General features: G+C 58.8%; 15 protein-coding genes. 12 read left to right on the top strand and 3 right to left on the bottom strand.

From position 1 onward, the window contains the following. Nucleotides 1-95: 95 nt before the first annotated feature. From JFT58_RS14035 to JFT58_RS14025, 3 genes are all read right to left on the bottom strand, one after another. Complete coding sequence (locus JFT58_RS14035; RefSeq protein WP_054897034.1) at nucleotides 96-1,820, bottom strand: ABC transporter ATP-binding protein/permease; 1,725 nt, start codon at nucleotides 1,818-1,820, stop codon at nucleotides 96-98. A 99-nt stretch (nucleotides 1,821-1,919) separates the two neighbouring features. Then, nucleotides 1,920-2,480 carry a response regulator transcription factor gene (locus tag JFT58_RS14030; RefSeq protein WP_003171731.1) on the bottom strand — a complete coding sequence of 187 codons (561 nt, stop codon included), beginning with the start codon at nucleotides 2,478-2,480 and terminating at the stop codon, nucleotides 1,920-1,922. Continuing rightward, complete coding sequence (locus JFT58_RS14025) at nucleotides 2,473-3,735, bottom strand: ATP-binding protein (RefSeq protein ID WP_003188495.1); 1,263 nt, start codon at nucleotides 3,733-3,735, stop codon at nucleotides 2,473-2,475. The genes JFT58_RS14030 and JFT58_RS14025 overlap by 8 nt, the downstream gene beginning before the upstream one ends. 214 nt (nucleotides 3,736-3,949) lie before the next feature. On the opposite strand from JFT58_RS14025, the gene JFT58_RS14020 reads away from it, so the two are divergent. From JFT58_RS14020 to JFT58_RS13965, 12 genes are all read left to right on the top strand, one after another. Further along, nucleotides 3,950-6,397: a dermonecrotic toxin domain-containing protein gene (locus JFT58_RS14020; protein ID WP_140915332.1), complete on the top strand. Its 2,448-nt coding sequence runs from the start codon at nucleotides 3,950-3,952 to the stop codon at nucleotides 6,395-6,397. 125 nt (nucleotides 6,398-6,522) lie between these two features. Beyond that, a complete protein-coding gene (locus tag JFT58_RS14015) occupies nucleotides 6,523-7,236 on the top strand; it encodes an SIMPL domain-containing protein (RefSeq protein ID WP_034126285.1) in 714 nt (237 codons plus the stop codon). Nucleotides 7,237-7,420: 184 nt separating this feature from the next. Beyond that, a complete protein-coding gene (locus JFT58_RS14010; protein WP_054896909.1) occupies nucleotides 7,421-10,765 on the top strand; it encodes a dermonecrotic toxin domain-containing protein in 3,345 nt (1,114 codons plus the stop codon). Between the two features lie 97 nt (nucleotides 10,766-10,862). Then, on the top strand, nucleotides 10,863-12,464 hold the full coding sequence (locus tag JFT58_RS14005; RefSeq protein ID WP_054896908.1) for an ABC transporter substrate-binding protein: 1,602 nt from the start codon (nucleotides 10,863-10,865) through the stop codon (nucleotides 12,462-12,464). A 258-nt stretch (nucleotides 12,465-12,722) separates the two neighbouring features. Continuing rightward, complete coding sequence (locus tag JFT58_RS14000) at nucleotides 12,723-14,351, top strand: ABC transporter substrate-binding protein (RefSeq protein ID WP_034126282.1); 1,629 nt, start codon at nucleotides 12,723-12,725, stop codon at nucleotides 14,349-14,351. A 356-nt stretch (nucleotides 14,352-14,707) separates the two neighbouring features. Further along, nucleotides 14,708-16,261: an ABC transporter substrate-binding protein gene (locus JFT58_RS13995; RefSeq protein ID WP_371262624.1), complete on the top strand. Its 1,554-nt coding sequence runs from the start codon at nucleotides 14,708-14,710 to the stop codon at nucleotides 16,259-16,261. Between the two features lie 171 nt (nucleotides 16,262-16,432). Next, nucleotides 16,433-17,827 carry an OprD family outer membrane porin gene (locus JFT58_RS13990; protein WP_003188488.1) on the top strand — a complete coding sequence of 465 codons (1,395 nt, stop codon included), beginning with the start codon at nucleotides 16,433-16,435 and terminating at the stop codon, nucleotides 17,825-17,827. 80 nt (nucleotides 17,828-17,907) lie between these two features. Next, nucleotides 17,908-19,506 carry an ABC transporter substrate-binding protein gene (locus JFT58_RS13985; RefSeq protein WP_032893592.1) on the top strand — a complete coding sequence of 533 codons (1,599 nt, stop codon included), beginning with the start codon at nucleotides 17,908-17,910 and terminating at the stop codon, nucleotides 19,504-19,506. A gap of 76 nt (nucleotides 19,507-19,582) precedes the next feature. After that, on the top strand, nucleotides 19,583-20,593 hold the full coding sequence (locus JFT58_RS13980; RefSeq protein WP_054896910.1) for an ABC transporter permease subunit: 1,011 nt from the start codon (nucleotides 19,583-19,585) through the stop codon (nucleotides 20,591-20,593). A gap of 10 nt (nucleotides 20,594-20,603) precedes the next feature. Next, nucleotides 20,604-21,515, top strand: a complete 912-nt coding sequence (locus tag JFT58_RS13975) for an ABC transporter permease subunit (protein WP_003188486.1) — start codon at nucleotides 20,604-20,606, stop codon at nucleotides 21,513-21,515. A 10-nt stretch (nucleotides 21,516-21,525) separates the two neighbouring features. After that, the gene (locus JFT58_RS13970; RefSeq protein WP_034126279.1) at nucleotides 21,526-22,494 is read left to right on the top strand and encodes an ABC transporter ATP-binding protein; all 969 of its coding nucleotides are present in this window, start codon (nucleotides 21,526-21,528) and stop codon (nucleotides 22,492-22,494) included. Further along, complete coding sequence (locus tag JFT58_RS13965; protein WP_003188483.1) at nucleotides 22,494-23,465, top strand: peptide ABC transporter ATP-binding protein; 972 nt, start codon at nucleotides 22,494-22,496, stop codon at nucleotides 23,463-23,465. The genes JFT58_RS13970 and JFT58_RS13965 overlap by 1 nt, the downstream gene beginning before the upstream one ends. Nucleotides 23,466-23,660: the final 195 nt, after the last annotated feature.

The following is a 23,660-nucleotide window of genomic DNA, read 5'->3' as shown; positions in this document are numbered from 1 at the left end:
GCTTGCCTGCGATAGCGGTGTGCCCGTTGACACACCTGCCTCAGGCACTCCGCCATCGCGGGCAAGCCCGGCTCCCACATTGAGCGAGCAGGCACTCAAGTGAGTTGTTGTTCCTGCAACCGCCCACCGTCGATGCGCACATGCCGCCCATGGAAACGCTTGAGGCTGCTGCGGTGGCCGACGCTGACGATGCTCAACTCCGGCAACTCATCAATCAACGCTTGGTACAGGGTTGCCTCGTCTTCTTCATCCATGGCCGAGGTTGCCTCATCCATGTACAGCCATCGCGGTGCAAACAACAACGCGCGGGCAAAGGCCAGGCGCTGTTGCTCGCCGGGCGAGAGCATGCGTTGCCAGTGGTTGGCTTCATCCAGGCGGCTGACCAAATGGGGCAGGCGACAGGTTTCCAGCACCTGTGCATAACGTTCTGGTGAATAGACGCTGTCGTCCTGTGGATAACTCAACACGGCCTTGAGCGTACCAATCGGCAGGTAAGGCTTTTGCGGCAGGAACAGGTAGCGCGTCGCCGGCAAGCGAATGCTGCCATGACCGGCGGGCCACAGATGCCCCATCGCCCGCAGCAAAGTGCTCTTGCCGCTGCCGGAACGCCCGCTGAGCATGACGCGCTGACCAGGCTCCACGGTCATGTCGGCGTCGGTGAGCAAATGGCGGCCGTCGGCCAGGTCCATGCCCAGGTCCTTGATCACCAGGCGCTCGCCTTCAGGGCGCACGTCGATCGCCGGCGTGCGTTGCTCGTTGTCGCTCATGGCCTGCTGGAAACTCAGCAGACGGTCGCTGGTGGCGCGCCATGTCGCCAGCTCCGAATAGGCGTTGATAAACCAGCTGAAGTTCTCTTGCACGTTGCCGAACGCCGAGTTGATTTGCATCAGCTCGCCCAGCTCGATCTTGCCGGTGAAGTAGCGCGGCGCGGCGACGATAAAGGGGAAGATGATCGCGATCTGGCTGTAGCCAGCGGTGAAAAAGGTCAGGCGCTTTGACACTTTCATGATGTCCCAGAAGTTCTGCCAGACCTTGCCGAAGCGCGAACTCAGGCGTTGCCTTTCATTCGGCTCGCCGTTGTACAGGGCAATACTTTCGGCATTCTCACGCACCCGCACCATGGAAAAACGCAGGTCCGCTTCGAAGCGTTGCTGTTGGTTGCTCAGGCCGATCAAGCGCCGGCCGATCAAGTGCGTCAGCCAACTTCCCACAGCGGCGTACAGCAGTGCACACCAGAACATGTAACCGGGGATGGTGACGCCGAACACTTCGATGCTACCCGAGACGCCCCACAGGATGATCGAGAATGACACCAGGCTGACCACGTTACGCAGCAACCCAAGGCCCAGGCTCAAGGTACCGGAGGTGAAGTTGTTAAGGTCTTCGGAAATCCGCTGGTCCGGGTTATCGGTGTAGCCGCCCTGCTCCAGCTGGTAATAATTCTTGTGGGCCAGCCAACGGCTGAAGTGTTTTTCGGTGAGCCAGGCGCGCCAGCGGATTGTCAGCATCTGGGTCAGGTAAAGGCGGTACACCGCGCCGAGTATCGCCACCGCCGCAATCCCGCCGAAATAGCCGATCAGTTGCCAGAAGGCCGCGGTGTCTTTCTTCTCCAGGGCGTTGTAGAAGTCTTTGTACCAGTGGTTGATCCACACGGAGATCGCCACGCTGAAAAGCGACAGGCCAATCACTGCGGCCAGCAGCAGCCAGGCCCTGCCCTTCTCTTCACTGCGCCAATAGGGTGTGATCATCGCCCAGGTTCGGCGGAAGAATTGCCCACGCACCGCGTCGTTGACCGCGCGATATTCAGCATTCTGATTCATCGTTCAGGCTCGGTAGGAAAAAGTCACAGGCGTTTGAACCGATCATAGGTGATCGGTTCGTGCGTCCGTGCAGCCTGAAGCGAGTTGTTCAGTCGCCGTTCAGCGTCGTACCGGGCGCTTCTGCAACTTGCGTTGCAGCGTGCGGCGGTGCATGCCCAGGGCGCGGGCGGTGGCGGAGATGTTGCCTTCGTGTTCGGTCAACACGCGCTGGATGTGTTCCCACTGCAGGCGGTCCACCGACATCGGATTTTCCGGCACCAGGGTGTCGAGGTCGGCATGCTCGGACAGCAAGGCGGCCAGCACGTCGTCGGCATCCGCGGGTTTGCACAGGTAATTGCAGGCGCCGCGCTTGATCGCCTCGACGGCGGTGGCGATGCTGGAGTAACCGGTGAGGATCACCACGCGCATTTCCGGGTCGAGTTCCAGCAGCTTTGGCAGCAGCACCAGGCCCGAGTCGCCGTCCATTTTAAGGTCGAGGGCGGCGTAGTCCGGCAGGTCGGCCTGGGCGATGGTCAGGCCCTCTTCAGCAGAACCTGCGGTGCTGACGCGAAAACCGCGCCGGCTCATGGCGCGCGCCATCACGCGGGTAAAGGTCGCGTCGTCATCTACCAGCAACAGGTGCGGCAGTTCTTCGCCTTCGACTTGGATCTCGTCACTCATCGATATCTCCTCGTGCGACACGGGGCAGGCGCAGCTCGGTGAGCGTGCCACCTTCCTCATGACTATAGAGCTTCACTGAGCCGCCCGCGCGGGTCACGCTGGCCTTGCTCAAAAACAGGCCCAGGCCGAAGCCTTTGCCCTTGGTGGTAAAGAAGGGTTTGCCGATTTGCTCGGCAATGGCCAGTGGCACGCCCGCGCCGTGGTCACGAATGCTGATGGTGACGTTTTCCGCGTCCCAGTCCAACTGCACCCCGAGGCCTTCAGGGCAGGCGTCGGCTGCATTGTTCAGCAAGTTGAGCAGCGCCTGGGTCAAGTCCGGCGGTGGCGCCATGCGCGGTACGCTGCCTTGGCCCAACAGGTTGAAACGGTAACTGGCTTCGGGGCGCATCAGGTGCCAGCGGTTGAGCGCCTCATCGAGCCACTGGGTGACGTCTTGCATTTCGACCGCCAGACGGCGGTTGGCTTCGGCGGCGCGCACCAGTTGCTGGAGTGTCAACTTGCACTGCTTGACCTGCTCCTGCAGTACGCTCAAATCATCTTGCAGGGCCGGGTCGTGATGGTCCTGGGTCATTTCCTTGAGCAGCACGCTCATGGTCGCCAGCGGCGTGCCCAACTCATGGGCGGCGCCAGCGGCCTGGGTGGCAACGGCCAGCAGTTGCTGGTCACGCAGGCCCTCTTCACGGCGAATGGCGCGCAGTTCTTCCTGGCGGCGCAATTCTTCGGCCATGCGCGCGGCAAAGAAGGTAATGACTGCCGCAGACAGAGCGAAGCTCAACCACATCCCGTAGATCTGCAGGTTTTCCCGGGCGATGGGGAATGTCTGCAAGGGGTAGAACTGCGCCAACAGCAGGGTGTACAGCGTCAGCGCAATGCCCGACAGCACCACCGAATAGCGCCACGGCAGGGTGACGGCAGCGATGGTCAAAGGCACCAGATAGTAGGAGACGAAGGGGTTGGTAGAACCACCGGAGAAGTACAGCAACACGCTGTGGATAAACAGGTCGCAGGCCAGTTGCAGGGCGTATTCCAGCTCGGTCACAGGCCAAGTGGTGCGCAGTCGAATGGCGGTGAACACACACAATACGGTGGAGAACCCCAGGGTCACGGCCAATTGCAGCCAGGGCAGCGGCAACAGGTCGAACCAATAGGCAAGCCCGACGGAACCGGCCTGTGCGGCCAATACCAGGGTGCGAATGAACGTCAGGCGCCAAAGGTTCTGGCGGGTGGCGGAAGTCAGTTTTACGGCGGCGAGCATGAGATCTCCTGATGAGCGCTGCAGGTATATCGCACCGAGTATAACCAAGACACGAGGACGGCAGGGCTTATGCGGCAAACCGCCACAGCGCGACCTTCTCCTGCCCACATAATTTGGCGCATTACTTACAGGAACCAAGGTGAGCATCGGACCACCCAGAGGCCTACCGCCCACCGATGGGCATCATCATGCCTCGCCACTCAGGAACGCTTTCATGCAGATGAATAACGCACTCCCCACTCAAAGGCCCTACACCGCTGAACCGCCATCAGGTGCCACTCTTAGCCGCCAGCGACGTGCGATAGACCAGAGCCCAAACAACGAGCAATACCTCGTGGAAAGCGTGCGCAGGGATTTATCCAATAACGGTGGTGACGGTTACGAACTCGTCAGCGTGAACCACGATCCCGGCAAGACGGTGGGAGCCCATGACAAAACAATTGTACCCGTGGATGTGGGGATCAATATCGACAGCGCCAGCAATGCCGAGAACCTGGCCTTGGCCTTCAAGTCGGTAACGCAAGATGCCGCGCAGACGGTCAAGCAACTGTTCAAGGACAAGTGGAACCTGGACATCGACCCGGACAGAACGTATCTGACGACGTTCAACTACAACACTACCGGCAAGCCGCCCTACCCGGCCAAGCTGGTCGAACAGATTACACTGACGGACGCCCTGGTAAAAAACAGCCAGACCACGCCCGAAGGAAGAGGGGCGCTGGTTCCTCATTATGTCGGCGGCCCAGCAGTGAGGCTGGTCAATGACCTGCCCCATATTGCACCAGGCGTATTCGACGTCGCCGACCGATTCAACCCCAATCGCGAGTCGGCCCACATTACCCACACCTACCAAGGCATTTATACCGCCTCCACGCCCGGCACCCCGCAGGTCTATGCGCCTTCAACCCAGCTGTCCGTGTCGCCAAAGGACTTCAAGGAGCAAGTCTGGGCCACCGACTTCCAGCGCCCCTACATCGAGTTCCTTAACGACTTCTGGGACAAGCACGACCGTCAATACCCTATTGTGGCCAAGGCGGCACTCGTCAAAGCTGCACACTCGCAACATCAGGAGGGCAGCCTGACGCAGGAAGACAAACAACTGGTCCTGCGTGCAGCGGGGCTGCCTGGCAACACCCTGGCCTGGGCCGATACGCAGTTCAACGACCTCACACGCCCGACGCCGCCTGATCCTGGACTAGACGTAGGCCTGTTGAGCGTAGGGCAATACAAATCCACCGACCTGATGGTGATCACCGACAAAAACACCCGCCAGGGTGCCGATGGCAAACCGATCAACCGCACACTGCTGGTCATCCCGGGCAACTCTTCGCCAATCCACGCTTTTGACAGCGTAGAGCAAATGAAGCAGTGGTTGGCGAGCCAAGCCGCAGACCCGGAAAAACTCAAGGCACTGGAAGGACACTTCACCTTCAAGGACTTGAACAGCGGCCCGTTCAAAAGCGGCGTGCGTGAAATGCTCAAAGGGATGGCCGTGTGGCCCAAATATGCGCACCACCGTACCTGGCCTCCTGCAACGACCTTGAGCCTCCAGCGCTTCAACGCCACCGGGCGTTCAAATACCGGCCCTGATATCGACGCCACCGCCGATGTCTTTCAACAGATCGGCCAACGCCAATACGATCGGTCGTTCGACGACGCCAAGTCGCAGATCACCTCCGATGCCGACGTCACCAAAGCCAATATCCTGTCGGGCCTCAGCAAGGCAGCCATGATCGCGATGCTCTTTGCCCCGGTGGCCATCGCCGTGCCCGAAGTGGCTTTGGCGTTGGATGGGCTGTACATCGCCTCGGGTATCACCGAAGCAGGCATTGGCGCCGACGATTTGGCCAAGGGCAAACCCGGCGGCGTCGGTCATTTGATTTTTGGCGTGCTCAATGCCGCGCTGCCTGTAGCCACACGCCTGGTGTCCCAGGCCGGTACAGTGGTGGAAGAAGGGGCCTCGGCCAGTTCGCAACGCCCTGTTGGGCAGCCAGTGACTGATGCCCATCCGGGCAAGCCCTCGGTCGACCTTAACGTCGACAATAACTTTGCCTCCTTACTCCCCGAATCGGAACCTGTGGCGCCGGTCTCCGAAACACTGTCGACGGACGGTAAGTTGGTCACCCTCACGGGCACCAAGGATAACCTGGTCAAAGTCGAAGACAACCTGCACATTTTCACCGACATGAATAAAAATGGCCTGGAGCATCGCCTCAACATCATTGGCCATGGCGATGGCACCCATATTTATTACAAAGGTGGCAAACACACCCCGCAGGGGTTGTACAACACGCTCAAGCGCAATGGCATCTTCCCGGAGAGCTATGACAATATTCGCATTCTGAGCTGTTACTCCGGGGCGCAGGGCGAGAACTCCTTCGCCGCTCAATTTCAGCGGCTCACCGGACGCCCAGTGAAAGGCTATGTAGGTGAACTGACTGCCAGGTACTCGCCCGAAGAGATCCTGGGAGATAACCAGACAATCTACGAAAGTGGCAAACCCCCTGTAACCTTCGATCATCCCAGTCCCGACGATGGCGTTTCGGGTAAAGAATTCAAGCCGGTGAAGACCAACCCGTATTCGATTTTCGATCACCCGTTCAAATGGTGGAATTTCAGCTACAAGCCTGTGACGTTTACTCCAAAAGGGGCCACCCTGTAACAGGGTCCTCGCGTGGCGTGAGGGTAGCGCACGCCACGCTGAAATTTATTTGTATTGGGTAAACCCGACGAACCCCAAGGCTACGTCTACAGTCTTACCGAACACGAATATCCCCAGGAGCTTCCATGTCTCGTTTCACTCGCAGTGCAGTTGTTCTCACCCTCAGCGCCAGCGCCCTGGCCAGCCTGCCGGCCATGGCCGCCGATGCACTGAATTATAACCAGATCTCCCTGCGCGCCGAAGTCAGCCAGGAAGTGGCCCGCGACAAGATGATCGTCACCCTTTACACCGAATCGCAAAACGCCGACCCGGCCAAGCTCGCGGCCGAAATCACCACCACCCTGAACCAGGCGCTGGGCCAGGCTCGCGAAGTCAAAGGCGTGACCTTGCGCCAGGGCAGCCGCAACAGCTACCCGATCTACGACAGCAAGAACCAGAAGATCACTGGCTGGCGTGAACGTGCAGAACTGCGTATGGAAAGCGCGGACTTCCCGGCACTGTCCAAACTTACCGGCGAGCTGCTCAACACTCTGAAGATGGACAGCATGGACTTCGCCATCGCCGATGCCACGCGCAAGGCCAGCGAAGATGCGCTGCTCAAAGATGCCGTGGCTGCATTCAAGGCGCGTGCGCAACTGGCTACCGATGCACTCGGTGGCAAGGGCTACAAGATCGTCAACCTGAACTTCAACACTAATGGCTACCCGATGCCCTACGCCCGCAATGGCGGCATGATGATGAAAGCCGCCATGGCCGATTCAGCACCGACGCCTGAAGTGGAAGCCGGCACCAGCCAGGTCAACATGAGCGCCGACGGCGTGATCGAAGTTTTACAGTAACTTTTTTAGACAGGACAACGGCGCAACCCCACGGGGCTTGCGCCTTTTTTTTGCGCGTTAGCGCCACGTCATATCCAGCAGTACATCTCGCAGGAATCAAGTGCCCGGCTTCCACGACTCATTACTGCCATAGCTACCAGGGAGGGATGTGCTGGCATTTATTCATACAATGAGAGCCGAATTTATGTCCCTGTCACTCAACTCAACCCACAGGTTATCGCTGCCACTCGTAGTCGCCAAACCGACGTCGGCCATTCAAGCGCAGGCGACACCGCCCACTGCAAAAACCGCCCAACCCGACGAAACAGCACTGCTCAAGGCCTATCTCGAGGCCGCACAACGTAAGGTGTTACACGGCAATGCCGGGCTTATAACCGTGCCGCCCCAGAGCACTCTGGGCCAGTGGCTTGGGCTGTATCGCATGCATTTGGAAAACGCCGTGGTACAAGGCTGGCTGCAGGAACAACACTTCGCCCCGGACACCTTGCTTTCAATCAACCCGTCTACAGGTACGTTGTCCGCCAAGGTCGAGGGCAAAACTAAAACCTTCCATCTCTCGGATTCATCAGGCTGGGGACAAATTTCAGGACCATTGCTGGACGCCGCAAAAGTTATCGCCCCTGGAAATAACGGTGATTTACGTGTGAGGCTGCGCAAGGACTCCATCAAGGTCAGCGCAAAAGTGGTGGCCAACTTTGAAGGTGTGCCCCTTCCCCAAAAGCTGTCACAGGCTCGAACACAAATAAGGCACCTGGAACACAAAGACACCTTCGATCCTATCCCCGCCGATGACCGCCTGCGCCCTGCCAGCAGCCGCTCGCCACAGGCGCTGCAGGTGCAAAAACACAACGCCGCCAACTACTACAGCACCGCACCACAAGCCTTGGCTTACAAGCGCATGGCAGTTGACGTCGCCGACAACCTGCCCAATACGCGGGCAGAGGCCAAAAAGTGGGCGGATGACCTGCTGCTCAAACTCACGGGCAAACCTATCGACTCCGACACCGTGTACTTGAACCGTTTCAAAGGTGGCGAAAGCGCAGACACGGCGACCGGCTGGGAACACACCTTTCAAGAACCCTGGTCTTCGCTGCGCTTGCCCGACGCCTTGCTGAAGAACTTCTCCGAGCACGACTGGGTGCCCGGCAACCTGGACCTGGAAGCGGGGCTGTATACCCAGCCTGCTGGGCAAAGCGAAAAAGGCGGCTACGGCAAACACAATCAAATCGACCTCAAGCCGTCCCAAGTGATGCATGAAAGCTGGAAAACCGACTTTCAGACCCAAATGACCCAGAAGATTGACCACTTCTGGAGCACGCATAACGACGAGTATGAGACGACGATCAAAGGTGAATTCATCTTCCAGGCCCGCAAGCAATTGAAAAGCGCCGAGAGCAGCCCCCCTCTTGAACGTTCCTTGCAAGCGCCCGAGCACCAGTTCACCCGTGACGACTACCGTTTGGTGATGGGCGCTGTGTCCAACCTTACGCTCGATGAAAACGCCCCGATCACCGTGGAACAACTCAAGGCCAAAGCACCGGCAAACGGCAACGTCCAAACGCATGCCCTGAGCCTCCACGGGGTTACGTCCAGCGATATAGTGAGATTCAGCGCTGCGGACGGTGGCCGGCAAGTGCTCTATATACCGGGCGCCGAACCCGCATTCTTGCGCTTTGATTCTATTGAGAAGCTGGATCAGTGGCTGCTCGAGCAGGCCAAGGACCCTGCAAAACGCGAAGCACTGGCGGCTCACTTCCCGATGATCTATCGCCAGGACCAGACCAAGAGCTTTGCTGAACGCGCGGCAAAAGTACTGATGCCCATTCTGTGGTTCACCCATGTGGGCGAAAAGAAGGATGGCCTGGACACCCTCTTGGCGAAAATGGCCAGTGGTGAGTTGAAGGGGTCAGCGATTGACCGCAGCCACGCTGCCATTAAAGACGACGTTTTTTCCACATTGGCGACGGCCGCCAAAGAACGGATGAACAGTGACGCCGATGTAGTCATCAAGTCCGACAGCGAGGTGATTCGCGATACTTGGCTGAACGACATCACCGTAGCCGCCGGCCTGCTGGTCAAACTCGCGCCCATCGCCGCGCCCGTAGCCGCCGCAGCGGTGGCGGCCGGGTTGACCGAGGTGGCGCTAGGGGCAGAAAAAACCTCGTCTGGCGACACCGTGACAGAGCGGGATGAGGGCGCCTCCAAAGCGTTCGATGGCTTACTCAATACAGTGTTTTCCTACGGTGCCAGTGCTGTGCCGGAAGACCCTTTTGCACTGCCCGCAGAAAAAGAACTGCCGCGCCTTAAGCCCCAGCCTCTCCCCAGGGCAAACGCTCGCGAACCACAACCTGGGACGTCCACAGGCACCCCTGTGGTTAGCGACTCCGTTAACGCCCCACTCCCCAGATCCCGTTCACTCATTCCAATGGCGCAATATGCCGTCCCGGAGGGTGAACAGCTGATAAAGAACGCGCCTCGCGACACGTTGGGTGTTTATCGAGTAACCGACAGCCAGGGAGTGCTGCGCCAGTTAGTGCGCCTTACCGACGAGTCGGGGGCGAGCAAGGTATTTGAGATATCGGGGCGTTACCGGACCGGTGATGCATTTGCCAGAGTCATCAACCCCGATAACGGCGCGGGGCTGATGGTCATCACACCCGGGCGTAACGGAGAGTGGGCGCGGGCACCGGGTGATGGCGGGATAAAATGGCCGTGGCCGTGGCAACGTCCTGAGTCCCCGACACCCAGTAACGATTTAAAAACGCCCGCACATGTATCGGATAATTTTATTGAGTTAGACGGCACCAAAATGAAAGGCGCTGACCTATTCGACAAGTATTTCAACGTTGAAGAGCAAGCGAACTATAAATATGGCGTCACTTTCAGGGAAAATAACGGTATTTTAGAAAATCGTCCTGTCTTTTCCTGGACAGCAGACAGCGCGGATTTCACCCTACTTGCATCGGAAACAGCCTCCCCCTCCTCGTTTGGTAGCAGCAATTACTCCGAATACTTTATCAAAGACATCGACCGAGACCCTTACACAATAAGACGCCCTGGCCTGGAGAACGTTGAGATCAACATACCCCGGCGGCTAGCAGGAATGACCATCCCAGATAACTTAGAAGGGTCAATTCGTGAGGGTCTGGTAAGGGACGGGATCGATACATTTGAGCGCACCGTGCCCAATCCTGACATGCGAGCGGCAATTTCAGAGGTTGCTCATCAAGGTTCTTCCGCTCCTGCGTGGTTTGAATTGCAACCTCCGCGAGTGAAAGACGGCTATAGCAGCAGCGTTGGCGACCGGCAGTACTTCATCGACTACAACCCTCTAAAAAATGAGACCGAGGTCACAATAGTCACCCAATGGCACCTGAAATATGATGTTAGAGGTGAGTCCACCCTCGTCGATGACGTGAACATAACAGCCACTCGGACTTTCACCCTTCGTGAAAGTAATGAAATAGACGGCCCGCCCGTTACAATCGATAAGTCGGCTCCCACCCGTATAGAGGTATCCCCCGCATAAAGGTATCCCCTACCTAAGCCAGCTGAACGGCGGTAACCTCGGTGACCGCCGTTTTTGTTTGGGCTGCTTTAAGATGCCCGCCGCCTCAGGGGTCTCCATGGAAAAAATCGCCGTCAAGCCACTGCTCCTCGCCGCAAGCCTTCTGGCCTTTATACCAATGACCCAGGCAGCCACCACCCTGGTCTACTGCTCCGAAGCCAGCCCCGCCGGCTTCGACCCCAGCCAGTACACCAGCGGCACCGATTTCGATGCGTCCGCCGAAACCGTGTTCAACCGCCTGACCCAGTTCAAGCGCGGCGGTACCGAAGTCGAACCTGGCCTGGCCACCAGTTGGGATGTTTCCAAGGATGGCCTGACCTACACCTTTCACCTGCGTGAAGGCGTCAAGTTCCATACCACCGACTTCTTCACCCCGACTCGTGACTTCAACGCCGATGACGTGCTGTTCACTTTTAATCGCCTGCTCGATGCCGACAGCCCGTTTCGCAAGGCCTACCCCTCAGAGTCGCCCTACTTCACCGACATGGGCTTGAACACCACGATCAAGAACGTCGAAAAACTCGACGAGCGCAGCGTGCGGTTCAACCTGAACACGGTCGATGCTTCGTTCGTGCAAAACCTGGCCATGAGCTTCGCCTCTGTGCAATCGGCCGAATACGCCACCCAGTTGTTGAAACAAGGCAAGGCGGAGCAGATCAACCAGCAACCGGTCGGCACCGGGCCGTTTGTGTTCAAGCGCTACCAGAAAGACTCGCAGATCCGTTATGTGGCCAATAAACAGTATTGGAAGCCCGAGGACGTGAAGCTCGATAACCTGGTGTTCGCTATCACCCCGGACGCCGCCGCGCGCCTGCAGAAACTCAAGGCGGGCGAATGCCAGGTCAGCGGTTACCCGCGCCCCGCCGATATCGAGGTGATGAAGCAAGACCCCAACCTGCGCGTACTGCAACAAGCGGGCTTCAACCTGGGCTTCCTGGCCTATAACGTGACTCACCCGCCGCTGGATCAACTCAAGGTTCGCCAGGCACTGGACATGGCCATCGACAAGCCCGCAATCATCAAGGCCGTGTACCAGGGCGCCGGGCAATTGGCGCAGAACGCACTACCTCCCGCGCAGTGGTCTTATGACCCGAAAATCCAGGACGCCCCCTACGACCCGACCAAGGCAAGGTTGCTACTAAAAGAAGCAGGGGTTGCACCAGGTACCACCATCAACCTGTGGGCAATGACCGTACAACGCGCCTCAAATCCGAATGCGCGGATGTCTGCACAAATGATTCAACAGGATTGGGCCAAGGTCGGCATCAAGGCCAACATCGTCAGCTATGAGTGGGGCGAATACATCAAGCGCGCCAAAAATGGCGAACACGATGCAATGATTTATGGCTGGACCGGCGACAACGGCGACCCCGATAACTGGCTGGGCGTGCTCTACAGTTGTGCTGCGGTCAAGGGCAGCAACTACGCCAAATGGTGTAACCCGGCGTATGACAAGCTGGTGCAGCAAGCCAAGGTCAGCAGCGACCGCGAGCAGCGCATCAAGTGGTATCAACAGGCACAGAAAATCCTTAAGGAACAAGTACCTATAACGCCTATTGCGAACTCGACGGTTTTCCAGCCTATGCGCAAGCAAGTGCGTGACTTCAAGATCAGCCCGTTTGGGCTAACGCCGTTCTACGGTGTGGGTCTAGATAAGTAACAGCCGCGCCCCAACCGAGTGCGCTAGACGCCTCGGCTGGGCTTTTTTGGTGCGCCATTTGCACCGAAAAAACCCTCCAAACAGGCACTTTTGTGTCGAAACTTTCATAATTGCGACATTCCTGTACGTTCGTACCACAGTTTTCCCTTTGCAACCGCTCTGCATCTTGCATTGGGTATGGCGCCTGCATAAGTATCCGCAGGCCGACTCACGAGGTCGCCCTCACCACCAAAAATGACAACAAATCATGAGGCCAACATGCTTAAACACGCAGTCCTTCCGTTATTAGTGAGCGCTGGCCTTATGGCCGCAGCCCCCGTAGCCCTTGCGGCAACTAACCTGGTGTTCTGCTCCGAAGGGAGCCCGGCCGGTTTTGATCCAGGCCAGTACACCACCGGAACAGACTTCGATGCCTCGGCCGAAACCATGTTCAACCGCCTGAGCCAGTTCGAACGTGGCGGCACCGCCGTCGTTCCTGGCCTGGCCACTAGCTGGGACGTGTCCCCGGATGGCCTGACGTACACCTTCCACCTTCGCGAAGGCGTCAAGTTCCATACCACCCCGTACTTCAAGCCAACTCGTGAATTTTCGGCTGACGACGTACTGTTTACCTTCAACCGGATGATCAATAAAGACGATCCATTCCGTAAGGCCTACCCCACCGAGTTCCCGTACTTCACGGACATGGGGATGGACACCAACATCAAGAACATCGAAAAAATCGATGACCACACCGTCAAGTTCACCCTTGGCACCGTGGACGCCGCGTTCATCCAGAACCTGGCCATGAGCTTCGCCTCGATCCAGTCCGCCGAATACGCTGCGCAGTTGTTGAAGGAAGGCAAGCCTGCCGACATCAACCAGAAGCCGGTCGGCACTGGCCCGTTCGTGTTCAAGAGCTACCAGAAAGACTCGAACATTCGCTACACCGGCAACAAGGACTACTGGAAACCTGAAGACGTGAAGATCGATAACCTGATCTTCGCTATCACCACCGACCCGTCGGTGCGTATCCAGAAGCTCAAGAAAAACGAATGCCAGATCACCCTGTTCCCACGTCCGGCCGACCTCAAGGCGCTGGGTGAGGACAAGGACCTGAAACTGCCGCACCAGGCCGGTTTCAACCTGGGCTACATCGCCTATAACGTCATGCCTGTACTCAAGGGCCAGACCGCCGCGAACCCGCTGGCTGACCTGCGCGTCCGTGAAGCCCTGGACATGTCGGTGAACAAGCAGCAGATCATCGACTCCGTGTACCAGGGTGCCGGCCAACTGGCGGTCAACGCCATGCCGCCGACCCAGTGGTCCTATGACACCACCATCAAGGATGCCAAGTACGATCCTGCCAAGGCCAAGGAATTGCTCAAGGCCGCTGGCGTCAAGGAAGGCACCGAGATCACCCTGTGGGCCATGCCGGTCCAGCGCCCCTACAACCCCAACGCCAAATTGATGGCCGAGATGCTGCAGAACGACTGGAAACAGATCGGCCTGAAGGTCAACATCGTCAGCTACGAGTGGGGCGAGTACATCAAGCGCTCCAAAGGCGGCGAGAACCAGGCCATGATCATTGGCTGGAGCGGCGACAATGGTGACCCGGACAACTGGCTGAACGTGCTGTTCGGCTGCGACTCGCTGTCGGGCAACAACTTCTCCAAATGGTGCGACAAGAAATTCGACGGCATCGTTAAAGAAGCCAAGGCCACATCGGATGTCGCCAAACGCACCGAGCTGTATAAGCAGGCGCAACATATCCTCAAAGATGCAGTCCCGATGACACCTATCGCGCACTCGACGGTGTATCAACCCATGCGTAATACCGTGCAGGATTTCAAGATCAGCCCGTTTGGCTTGAACTCCTTCTACGGCGTTAGCGTCAGCGGCAAGTAAGGTTCAATAACGGCGACGTTTCATAACGTCGCCGTTATTCCATCCGCCTGGACCTTAGGAAACAGACTACGTTTGCAAGCGTTGCCGTCTTACAGCAATGAACTGCGACCCGTGCCTCCGTTGCCTACAAGGTCAGTCAGAATTGACGCATTTACTGCAAGGTCAGCGCCCCATAAGGTCGTAGGACAGCAGAGGCATCACTCTGGGAAGGGCACTTGCTGTGTGTGGGATCAGTGATGTCTGCCTGGCTGTAAGCCAGCAGGAAGGCTCGCTGTTGATAACTACAAACAAGGACCGGGATCGTCATGCGCCATACCACCGTTGTATCCGCTCTGTTTGCCACCAGCCTGCTGGCCATGGCCACCATGGGCCAAGCCGCCGAAAAAAAGAGCCTGGTGTTCTGCTCCGAAGGCAGCCCGGCAGGGTTTGACACTGCGCAATACACCACCGCTACCGACAACGATGCGGCGGAGCCTTTGTATAACCGTTTGGTGGAGTTCGAAAAAGGCGCGACCGACGTCGTCCCTGGGCTGGCAACCAAGTGGGATATTTCCCCGGATGGCCTGACCTACACCTTCCACCTACGTGAAGGGGTGAAGTTCCACAGCAACAAGGAATTCAAGCCGACACGGGACTTCAACGCCGACGACGTGCTGTTCACCTTCAACCGCATGCTTGACCCCGAACACCCGTTCCGCAAGGCCTACCCCACCGAGTTTCCGTACTTCAACGGGATGAGCCTGAACAAGAACATCGCCAAGGTCGAGAAAACCGACCCGTACACCGTGGTGATGACGCTGAACACGGTCGACGCCGCGTTCGTGCAGAACATCGCCATGAGCTTTGCCGCGATCCTTTCGGCGGAATACGCCGAGCAGTTGCTCAAGCAAGGCCGGCCCAGCGACATCAACCAGAAGCCGATCGGCACTGGCCCGTTCGTGTTCCAGCGCTATCAGAAAGACTCGCAGATCCGCTACGTGGGCAACAAGCAGTACTGGGACCCGAGCCGCGTCAAGCTGGACCAACTGATCTTCGCCATCAACACCGACGCCTCGGTACGCGTACAGAAGCTCAAGGCCGGCGAATGCCAGGTGACCTTGCATCCACGCCCTGCCGATGTCGAGGCCCTCAAGGCCGACCCGAACCTGCAACTGCTGACCAAGCCAGGCTTTAACCTGGGCTATATCTCCTACAACGTGCGCCACAAGCCATTCGATCAGCTTGAAGTACGCCAGGCGCTGGACATGGCGGTGAACAAGCAGAGCATCCTCAATGCTGTGTACCAGGGCGCCGGGCAACTGGCGGTCAACGCCATGCCGCCGACGCAGTGGTCCTACGACGACAGCATCAAGGACGCCACCTACGACCCGGAAAAAGCCAAGCAGTTGCTCAAGGCCGCCGGGGTCAAGGAAGGCACCGAGATCACCCTGTGGGCCATGCCAGTGCAACGCCCGTACAACCCCAACGCCAAGCTGATGGCGGAAATGCTGCAGAACGACTGGGCCAAGATCGGCCTCAAGGTCAAGATCGTCAGCTATGAATGGGGTGAGTACATCAAGCGCACCAAGAACGGTGAGCACGATGTCAGCCTGATCGGTTGGACCGGCGACAACGGTGACCCGGACAACTGGCTCGGCACCCTCTACAGCTGCGACGCCATCGGCGGGAACAACTACTCCATGTGGTGCGACCCGGCGTACGACAAGCTGATCAAGCAAGCCAAGGTCGTGACCGACCGCGAACAAAGGACTGTTCTGTACAAACAGGCGCAGCAATTGCTCAAGCAGCAGGTGCCGATCACGCCCATCGCCCACTCGACGGTCAACCAGCCGTTAAGCGCCAAAGTCGAGGGCTTCAAGGTAAGCCCCTTCGGCCGCAACGTGTTCTCGGGCGTCAGCATCAACCCATAAGAAAATAATCGGATGGCGGGGAGCGAAATACGCTCCCCGGCAAACGTGCAGGCTTTTGTTGGGAAATTTCCTACGCCAAACGTTTGCAATAGCTTGAACGAGTTCCACACCCAATAGCCGGATCACCCAAAAAGACCGGCATTAAAAAAGAGAACCAAAGGAGCTTCACCCATGAAACTGAGCAGCAAAGCGCTTCTGGCCTTGGCCATCAGCAGCATCACGGCCACCGCCTACGCTGAAACGCAAAGCCAGGACTTCGTTCCTACCACCCTGGCCGGCACCAGCGCCCAAAGCGAGGCCAAAGGCTTTATCGAAGATTTCAGCCTGGGCGGCACCACGCGTAACTGGTACTCCCATGAAAGCAAATACCGTGGGGGCACCTTCTCGTACCAGAAGCACGGCCAGACCCTGACCGATCGCAACCGTACCAACTGGGTGCAGGGCACCATCCTCAACGCCAGCTCGGGTTTCACCCAGGGCACCGTAGGGGTCAAGACTGAAGTGGCGGTGTACAACGCCCTGGTGCTGGATCGCAGCAAGCGTGATATCAAAGGCGGCTCCAACCGTACCCTGGCCGACTCCAACGGTGACGCCGTAGACCAGTGGAGCAAACTGGGCCTGGCCAACGTGCAATTCCGCGTGTCCAACACCACACTGACCGCCGGTCGCCAGAACTTCAGCAGCGGCATCGTCGACACTATCGGCAACCGTGCTTTGCCTTCGAGCTTCCAGGGTGTGAGCTTCAACAGCGAAGAGTTCAGCAACCTGTCGTTCCAGGGCGGCGTGTTCGACCGCGTTTCGCCACGTAGCGAGCAGAGCCTGTCGAAATTCCGTAGCGAATACGGCAATGGCGCAGAAACCGACAAAGTGTCGACCCTGGGTGTGAACTACCAGCCGCTGAAAAGCCTGAAAACCAGCTTCTTCGCCGCCAACGTGAAGGACTTCTGGAACCAGTACTACTTCGGCGCCACCCACGAGCTGGGCGACGCGCAGCAGTTGGGCCTGACCACCGGCTTCAACTACTACAAGACTGTCGATGAAGGCAAAAAAGAGATGGGGGAAATCGACAACGATACCTTCTCCCTCTCCCTGGGCCTGACTCACCAGGCACACAGCCTGACCTTCGGCTACCAGCAAGTGAACGGTAACGAGTACTTCGACTACCTGCACGAAACCAACGGTATCTACCTGGCCAACTCCCTGACGTCTGACTTCAACGGCCCGAACGAGAAATCCTTCCAGATCGCCTACGCCATCAACATGGCTGAATACGGCGTACCCGGCCTGAAGTTCAACGCCTACTCGGCACGCGGCTGGGGCATCGACGGTACCCACTACACCGGCAACAATGGCCGGGCCAAGTTTGCTTATGACGGCATCCAGTCCCAGGACGGCGAGAAGCACCAGGAATACGGTGTAGGCGCCTCTTACGCGCTGCAGAGCGGCCCACTCAAAGCCACCACCGTGCGCGCAACCTATGTTGAGCACCGTGGCAGCGAGTTCCAGTCCGACGGCAGCATCAAAGAGTTCCGTCTGGTCACCACCATCCCGTTCAACATCCTTTAATTAGCGCCAGGCAGGCGGCGAGCTCAGGACGAGCCCGCCGCCTACGCTTTTCTGGCTCCATCGATTGCAGAGGGCTCTGAATGAAAATGCTCCCACTACAAGCCGCCATGGCCGCTGCGCTGTTGAGCGTGGCGATCGGCGTTTCGGCCAAACCGCTGGTGGTCTGCACCGAAGCCAGCCCGGAAGGTTTCGACCCGGTCCTGTACACCACTGCTGTGACTGCTGACGCCGCCGCTGAAACCATGTTCAACCGCCTGGTGGACTTCAAGCCCGGCACCACTGAAGTAGTCCCTGCCCTGGCCAAAGACCTGCCGGAAATCAGCGCCGATGGCCTGACTTACACCTTCCATCTGCGTGACGACATCAAGTTCCACACCACCGACTATTTCAAACCCACGCGCAACCTGAATGCCGATGATGTGCTTTGGAGCTTCCAGCGCCAGCTGGACCCGAATCACCCGTGGCATAACAAGTCCCTCGTGGGCTACCCGTACTTCGAAAGCATGGGGTTCAAGGAACTGCTCAAGAGCGTAGAAAAGACCGACGATCACACCGTCGTCTTTACCTTGACCCGTCCGGAAGCTCCGTTTCTGGCCGACCTGGGTATGGCATTCTCTTCAATCCACTCGAAGGAATACGCCGACCAGTTGCTCAAGTCCGGTAAAACTGAAGACCTCAACGCCAAGCCTATCGGCACGGGCCCATTCGTCTTCAATCGTTATCAGAAAGATGCCCAGGCGCGCTTCAAGGCCAACCCGGACTACTTCCGCGGCAAGCCGGCGGTCGACCCGCTGATTCTGGCGATCACCACCGATAACAACGTGCGCCTGCAAAAGCTCAAGGCCAACGAATGTCAGATCGCGTTGTTCCCCAAGCCAGATGACATTCCAAGCATCAAGAAAGACCCGAACCTGAAGGTCGATGAACTGGCGGCGATGACCACCAGCTACACCGCATTGAACACCACTCGCAAATACATGAGCGATGCCCGAGTACGTCACGCGATCAACATCGCGTTCGACAAGGCCGGTTATACCGAAGCGCTGTTCGGCAAAGGCAATGCAGTCGTGGGCACCGGCCCGTATCCGCCGACCTTGCTGGGTTTCAGTGAAAAGCTGAAAAACCCACCGCGCGACCTGGATAAGGCGCGCGCCCTGCTCAAGGAAGCCGGCGTGCCGGAAGGCACCGAGTTCACGCTGTTCACCCGTAACGGCGGCGGCCCGACAAACCCTAACCCGATGCTCGGCGCCCAGCGTATGCAGGCGGATCTGGCGCAGGTTGGCCTGAAGGTCAATATCAAAGTCATGGAATGGGGCGAAATGCTCAAACGCGCTAAAAACGGCGAGCACGACATGGTGTCGGCAGGCTGGGTCGGTGATAACGGCGACCCGGATAACTTCCTCACCCCGAACCTGAGTTGCGATGCGGCGAAAAACGGCGAAAACTACGCGCGCTGGTGTAACAAAGAGTTTCAGGACTTGATCGACAAGGCTCGTGCGGAAAAGGAACCGGCCTTACGGGCTGCGCTCTATGAACAAGCACAAGATGTCTTCGAGAAGGACCAGCCATGGCTTCCAATGGCTTACCCGAAACTGTTCACCGCCATGCGCAAGAACGTAGAAGGCTTTACCCAAAGCCCTCTGGGTACAAATAACTTCGCCACCACCCAGGTGAAGTAAATAAGAAAAACGCTCGGCACCGTCGACACTGACGGTGCCGGACCTGCCTAACCGGCTGATTGAGGTACACACCAAGATGTTTAGTTTTATTGCCCGCCGACTGGGGTTATTGATCCCCACGTTCTTCGGCATCACGTTGCTGACCTTTGCGTTGATTCGCATGATTCCTGGCGACCCCGTAGAAGTCATGATGGGCGAGCGACGGGTTGACCCCGAAATGCACGCACAGGCAATGGAGCGCCTTGGCCTTAACAAGCCGCTGTATGCGCAATACCTGGATTATGTCGGCAAGCTCGCCCAGGGCGACCTTGGCGAATCGCTGCGCACACGCACCAGCGTGTGGACCGAATTCACCGCTCTCTTCCCCGCGACCCTGGAGCTGTCCATGGCCGCGCTGTTGTTCGCCGGTATCCTGGGCCTGTTGGCCGGGGTGATCGCGGCACTCAAACGAGGATCCCTGTTCGACCACGGGGTGATGGGCATCTCCCTGGCGGGATATTCGATGCCGATCTTCTGGTGGGGCCTGATCCTGATCATGTTCTTCTCGGTGAGCCTGGGCTGGACCCCGGTGTCCGGGCGTATCGACCTGCTCTACGACATCGAGCCACGCACCGGCTTCATGCTGATCGACACCCTGCTGGCCGACGAGCCGGACGCGTTCTGGGATGCGTTGCACCACCTGATCCTGCCCGCCATCGTGCTCGGCACCATCCCGCTGGCGGTGATCGCGCGCATGACCCGTTCGTCGATGCTCGAAGTGCTGCGTGAGGACTACATCCGTACCGCCAGGGCCAAGGGCCTGTCGCCAGCCCGCGTGGTGTTCGTGCACGGCCTGCGTAACGCACTGATCCCGGTGCTCACCGTGGTCGGCCTGCAGGTCGGCACGCTGCTGGCCGGTGCGGTACTGACCGAAACCATCTTCTCGTGGCCCGGCATCGGCAAATGGCTGATCGAAGCCATTGGCGCGCGGGACTACCCGGTGGTGCAAAACGGCATTCTGCTGATCGCCTGCCTGGTGATCCTGGTGAACTTCGTGGTGGATATCCTCTACGGCTTCGCCAACCCTCGCATCCGTCACCAGCGCTGAGATCATGACCATGACCACACCTACTCAAGTGTCAGCAGTCGATCAGAGCCTGCTGTACCCGTCCCCGTACAAAGAATTCTGGCAAGCCTTCTCCAAGAACAAAGGCGCGGTCGCCGGCCTGCTGTTCATGTTGCTGATCGTGTTCTGCGCGATCTTCGCCCCGTGGGTTGCCCCGCATAACCCCAGCGAGCAATACCGCGACTTCCTGCTCACACCACCGGCGTGGCTGGAAGGTGGGCAAATGCAGTTCCTGCTGGGCACCGACGAACTGGGCCGTGACTTGCTCTCGCGCCTGATCCAGGGCTCGCGTCTATCGTTGCTGATCGGTTTGTCGTCGGTGGTGATGTCGCTGATCCCGGGTATCCTGCTGGGCCTGTTCGCCGGGTTCTTCCCGCGCTTGCTCGGCCCAACCATCATGCGTCTGATGGACATCATGCTGGCCCTGCCATCGCTGCTGCTGGCCGTGGCGATTGTCGCCATCCTCGGCCCTGGCCTGATCAACACCGTGATCGCCATCGCCATCGTGTCGTTGCCATCCTATGTGCGCCTGACCCGCGCCGCCGTGATGGGCGAACTGAACCGCGACTACGTGACTGCCGCCCGCCTCGCTGGCGCCGGCCTGCCACGCCTGATGTTCATCACCGTGCTGCCTAACTGCATGGCGCCGCTGATCGTACAAGCGACCTTGAGCTTTTCCTCGGCGATTCTCGATGCCGCGGCCCTGGGCTTCCTCGGCCTTGGCGTACAACCGCCAACCCCTGAGTGGGGCACCATGCTGGCTTCGGCCCGAGACTACATCGAACGCGCCTGGTGGGTCGTGAGCCTGCCTGGCTTGACCATTTTGCTCAGCGTGCTGGCAATCAACTTGATGGGTGACGGCCTGCGCGACGCGCTGGACCCGAAACTCAAGAACGCCGCCTGAGGAGATTCCCATGTCACTGTTAGAAATCAAGAATCTCAACGTGCGCTTCGGCGACAAGACCGCCGTGCCGGTGGTCGATGGCCTCGACATTTCGGTCGACAAAGGCGAAGTCCTGGCGATCGTTGGCGAGTCGGGCTCGGGTAAATCCGTGACCATGATGGCGCTGATGGGCCTGATCGAGCACCCTGGCATCGTCACCGCCGACGCCCTGAACTTCGACGGCAAGGACATGCTCAAGTTGAGCAACCGCCAGCGCCGCCAGATTGTCGGCAAAGACCTGGCGATGGTGTTCCAGGACCCGATGACCGCGTTGAACCCCAGTTACACCGTGGGTTTCCAGATCGAAGAAGTGCTGCGCCTGCACCTGAAAATGTCCGGCAAACAAGCGCGCAAGCGGGCTATCGAGCTGCTGGAAAAAGTTGAGATCCCAGGCGCTGCCAGCCGTATGGATGCCTACCCGCACCAATTGTCCGGCGGTATGAGCCAACGCGTGGCAATCGCCATGGCAATTGCCGGTGAGCCCAAGTTGCTGATTGCCGATGAACCGACCACTGCGTTGGACGTGACCATCCAGGCGCAGATCATGGAACTGCTGCTGGCCCTGCAAAAAGAGCAGAACATGGGCCTGGTGCTGATCACTCACGACCTCGCGGTGGTTGCCGAAACCGCCCAGCGCGTGTGCGTGATGTACGCAGGCCAGGCGGTGGAAGTCGGCCAGGTGCCGCAGCTGTTCGACATTCCGGCACACCCGTACAGCGAAGCGTTGCTCAAGGCCATTCCCGAGCACAGCCTCGGCGCAACGCGCCTGGCCACGTTGCCGGGCATCGTGCCCGGCCGCTACGACCGTCCGCAGGGTTGCCTGCTGTCGCCGCGCTGCCCGTACGTGCAGGACTCCTGCCGCGCCCAGCGGCCGGGCCTTGATCCGAAAAGCCACAGCCTTGCCCGCTGCTTCTACCCGCTGAACCAGGAGGTGGCGTAATGGCCGTCGTACTTACCGCCCGCGACCTCACCCGTCACTACGAAGTGTCCCGCGGCCTGTTCAAGGGTCATGCCACCGTGCGTGCCCTCAATGGTGTGTCTTTTGAGCTGGAAGCCGGCAAAACCCTCGCCGTGGTAGGCGAGTCGGGCTGTGGCAAATCCACCCTGGCCCGCGCCCTCACGCTGATTGAAGAGCCCTCGTCGGGCTCGTTGAAAATCGCCGGGCAAGAAGTGGCCGGCGCCGACAAGGCCCAGCGCAAGCAATTGCGCAAAGACGTGCAGATGGTGTTCCAGAGCCCCTATGCCTCGCTGAACCCACGCCAGAAAGTCGGTGATCAACTGGCCGAACCGCTGCTGATCAACACCAACCTGTCCGCCGCCGAACGCCGCGAGAAAGTGCAGGCGATGATGAAGCAAGTGGGCCTGCGCCCTGAGCATTATCAGCGCTACCCGCACATGTTCTCCGGCGGCCAGCGCCAGCGCATCGCGTTGGCCCGCGCCATGATGCTGCAACCCAAAGTGCTGGTGGCGGACGAACCGACATCGGCACTGGACGTGTCGATCCAGGCGCAGGTGCTCAACCTGTTCATGGATTTGCAGCAGGAATTCAACACCGCCTACGTGTTCATCTCCCACAACCTGGCGGTGGTGCAGCACGTGGCTGACGATGTGATGGTGATGTACCTCGGCCGCCCAGTGGAAGTGGGCCCCAAGGAAGACATCTACGCACGCCCGCTGCACCCCTACACCCAGGCGCTGCTGTCGGCCACGCCGACCATTCACCCGGACCCGAGCAAGCCGAAGATCAAGATCGTCGGCGAACTGCCCAACCCACTGAACCCGCCGCCTGGCTGCGCATTCCACAAGCGTTGCCCGTATGCGACGGCGCGTTGCAGCAGTGAAGAGCCGCTGTTGCGTCCTTTGGATAACCGGCAGGTGGCTTGCCACTACGCGGAGCAATTCGTGGCCTGAAGCAACACAACCTCGCTCCTACAGGGGCCGCGGTTTCAATGAGTTCCATCGCCCTTCCCGCCAGATTGCGCATCAGTCTGGCCGGAGGGGCTTTTTTTTGCGCGTTTGTAACAAAGAACATACCGATTAAACCTCGCCCTTCACAGCCGACAGCCTTGAAAACATTGAGCCAGAGCCTTAAGGAAAGTGTATAGA

Source organism: Pseudomonas sp. MF6767 (genome assembly GCF_016405475.1).
GTDB lineage: Bacteria > Pseudomonadota > Gammaproteobacteria > Pseudomonadales > Pseudomonadaceae > Aquipseudomonas > Aquipseudomonas paracarnis.
The sequence above is the reverse complement of the archived record's forward strand: the minus strand, read 5'-3'. Positions and strand labels throughout refer to the sequence as shown.

Bases quoted from the DNA above. Each gene is read 5' to 3' on its own strand.
- JFT58_RS14035 (WP_054897034.1), bottom strand. From the start codon at position 1,820: ATGAATCAGAATGCTGAATATCGCGCGGTCAACGACGCGGTGCGTGGG.
- JFT58_RS14030 (WP_003171731.1), bottom strand. From the start codon at position 2,480: ATGAGTGACGAGATCCAAGTCGAAGGCGAAGAACTGCCGCACCTGTTG.
- JFT58_RS14025 (WP_003188495.1), bottom strand. From the start codon at position 3,735: ATGCTCGCCGCCGTAAAACTGACTTCCGCCACCCGCCAGAACCTTTGG.
- JFT58_RS14020 (WP_140915332.1), top strand. From the start codon at position 3,950: ATGCAGATGAATAACGCACTCCCCACTCAAAGGCCCTACACCGCTGAA.
- JFT58_RS14015 (WP_034126285.1), top strand. From the start codon at position 6,523: ATGTCTCGTTTCACTCGCAGTGCAGTTGTTCTCACCCTCAGCGCCAGC.
- JFT58_RS14010 (WP_054896909.1), top strand. From the start codon at position 7,421: ATGTCCCTGTCACTCAACTCAACCCACAGGTTATCGCTGCCACTCGTA.
- JFT58_RS14005 (WP_054896908.1), top strand. From the start codon at position 10,863: ATGGAAAAAATCGCCGTCAAGCCACTGCTCCTCGCCGCAAGCCTTCTG.
- JFT58_RS14000 (WP_034126282.1), top strand. From the start codon at position 12,723: ATGCTTAAACACGCAGTCCTTCCGTTATTAGTGAGCGCTGGCCTTATG.
- JFT58_RS13995 (WP_371262624.1), top strand. From the start codon at position 14,708: ATGGCCACCATGGGCCAAGCCGCCGAAAAAAAGAGCCTGGTGTTCTGC.
- JFT58_RS13990 (WP_003188488.1), top strand. From the start codon at position 16,433: ATGAAACTGAGCAGCAAAGCGCTTCTGGCCTTGGCCATCAGCAGCATC.
- JFT58_RS13985 (WP_032893592.1), top strand. From the start codon at position 17,908: ATGAAAATGCTCCCACTACAAGCCGCCATGGCCGCTGCGCTGTTGAGC.
- JFT58_RS13980 (WP_054896910.1), top strand. From the start codon at position 19,583: ATGTTTAGTTTTATTGCCCGCCGACTGGGGTTATTGATCCCCACGTTC.
- JFT58_RS13975 (WP_003188486.1), top strand. From the start codon at position 20,604: ATGACCACACCTACTCAAGTGTCAGCAGTCGATCAGAGCCTGCTGTAC.
- JFT58_RS13970 (WP_034126279.1), top strand. From the start codon at position 21,526: ATGTCACTGTTAGAAATCAAGAATCTCAACGTGCGCTTCGGCGACAAG.
- JFT58_RS13965 (WP_003188483.1), top strand. From the start codon at position 22,494: ATGGCCGTCGTACTTACCGCCCGCGACCTCACCCGTCACTACGAAGTG.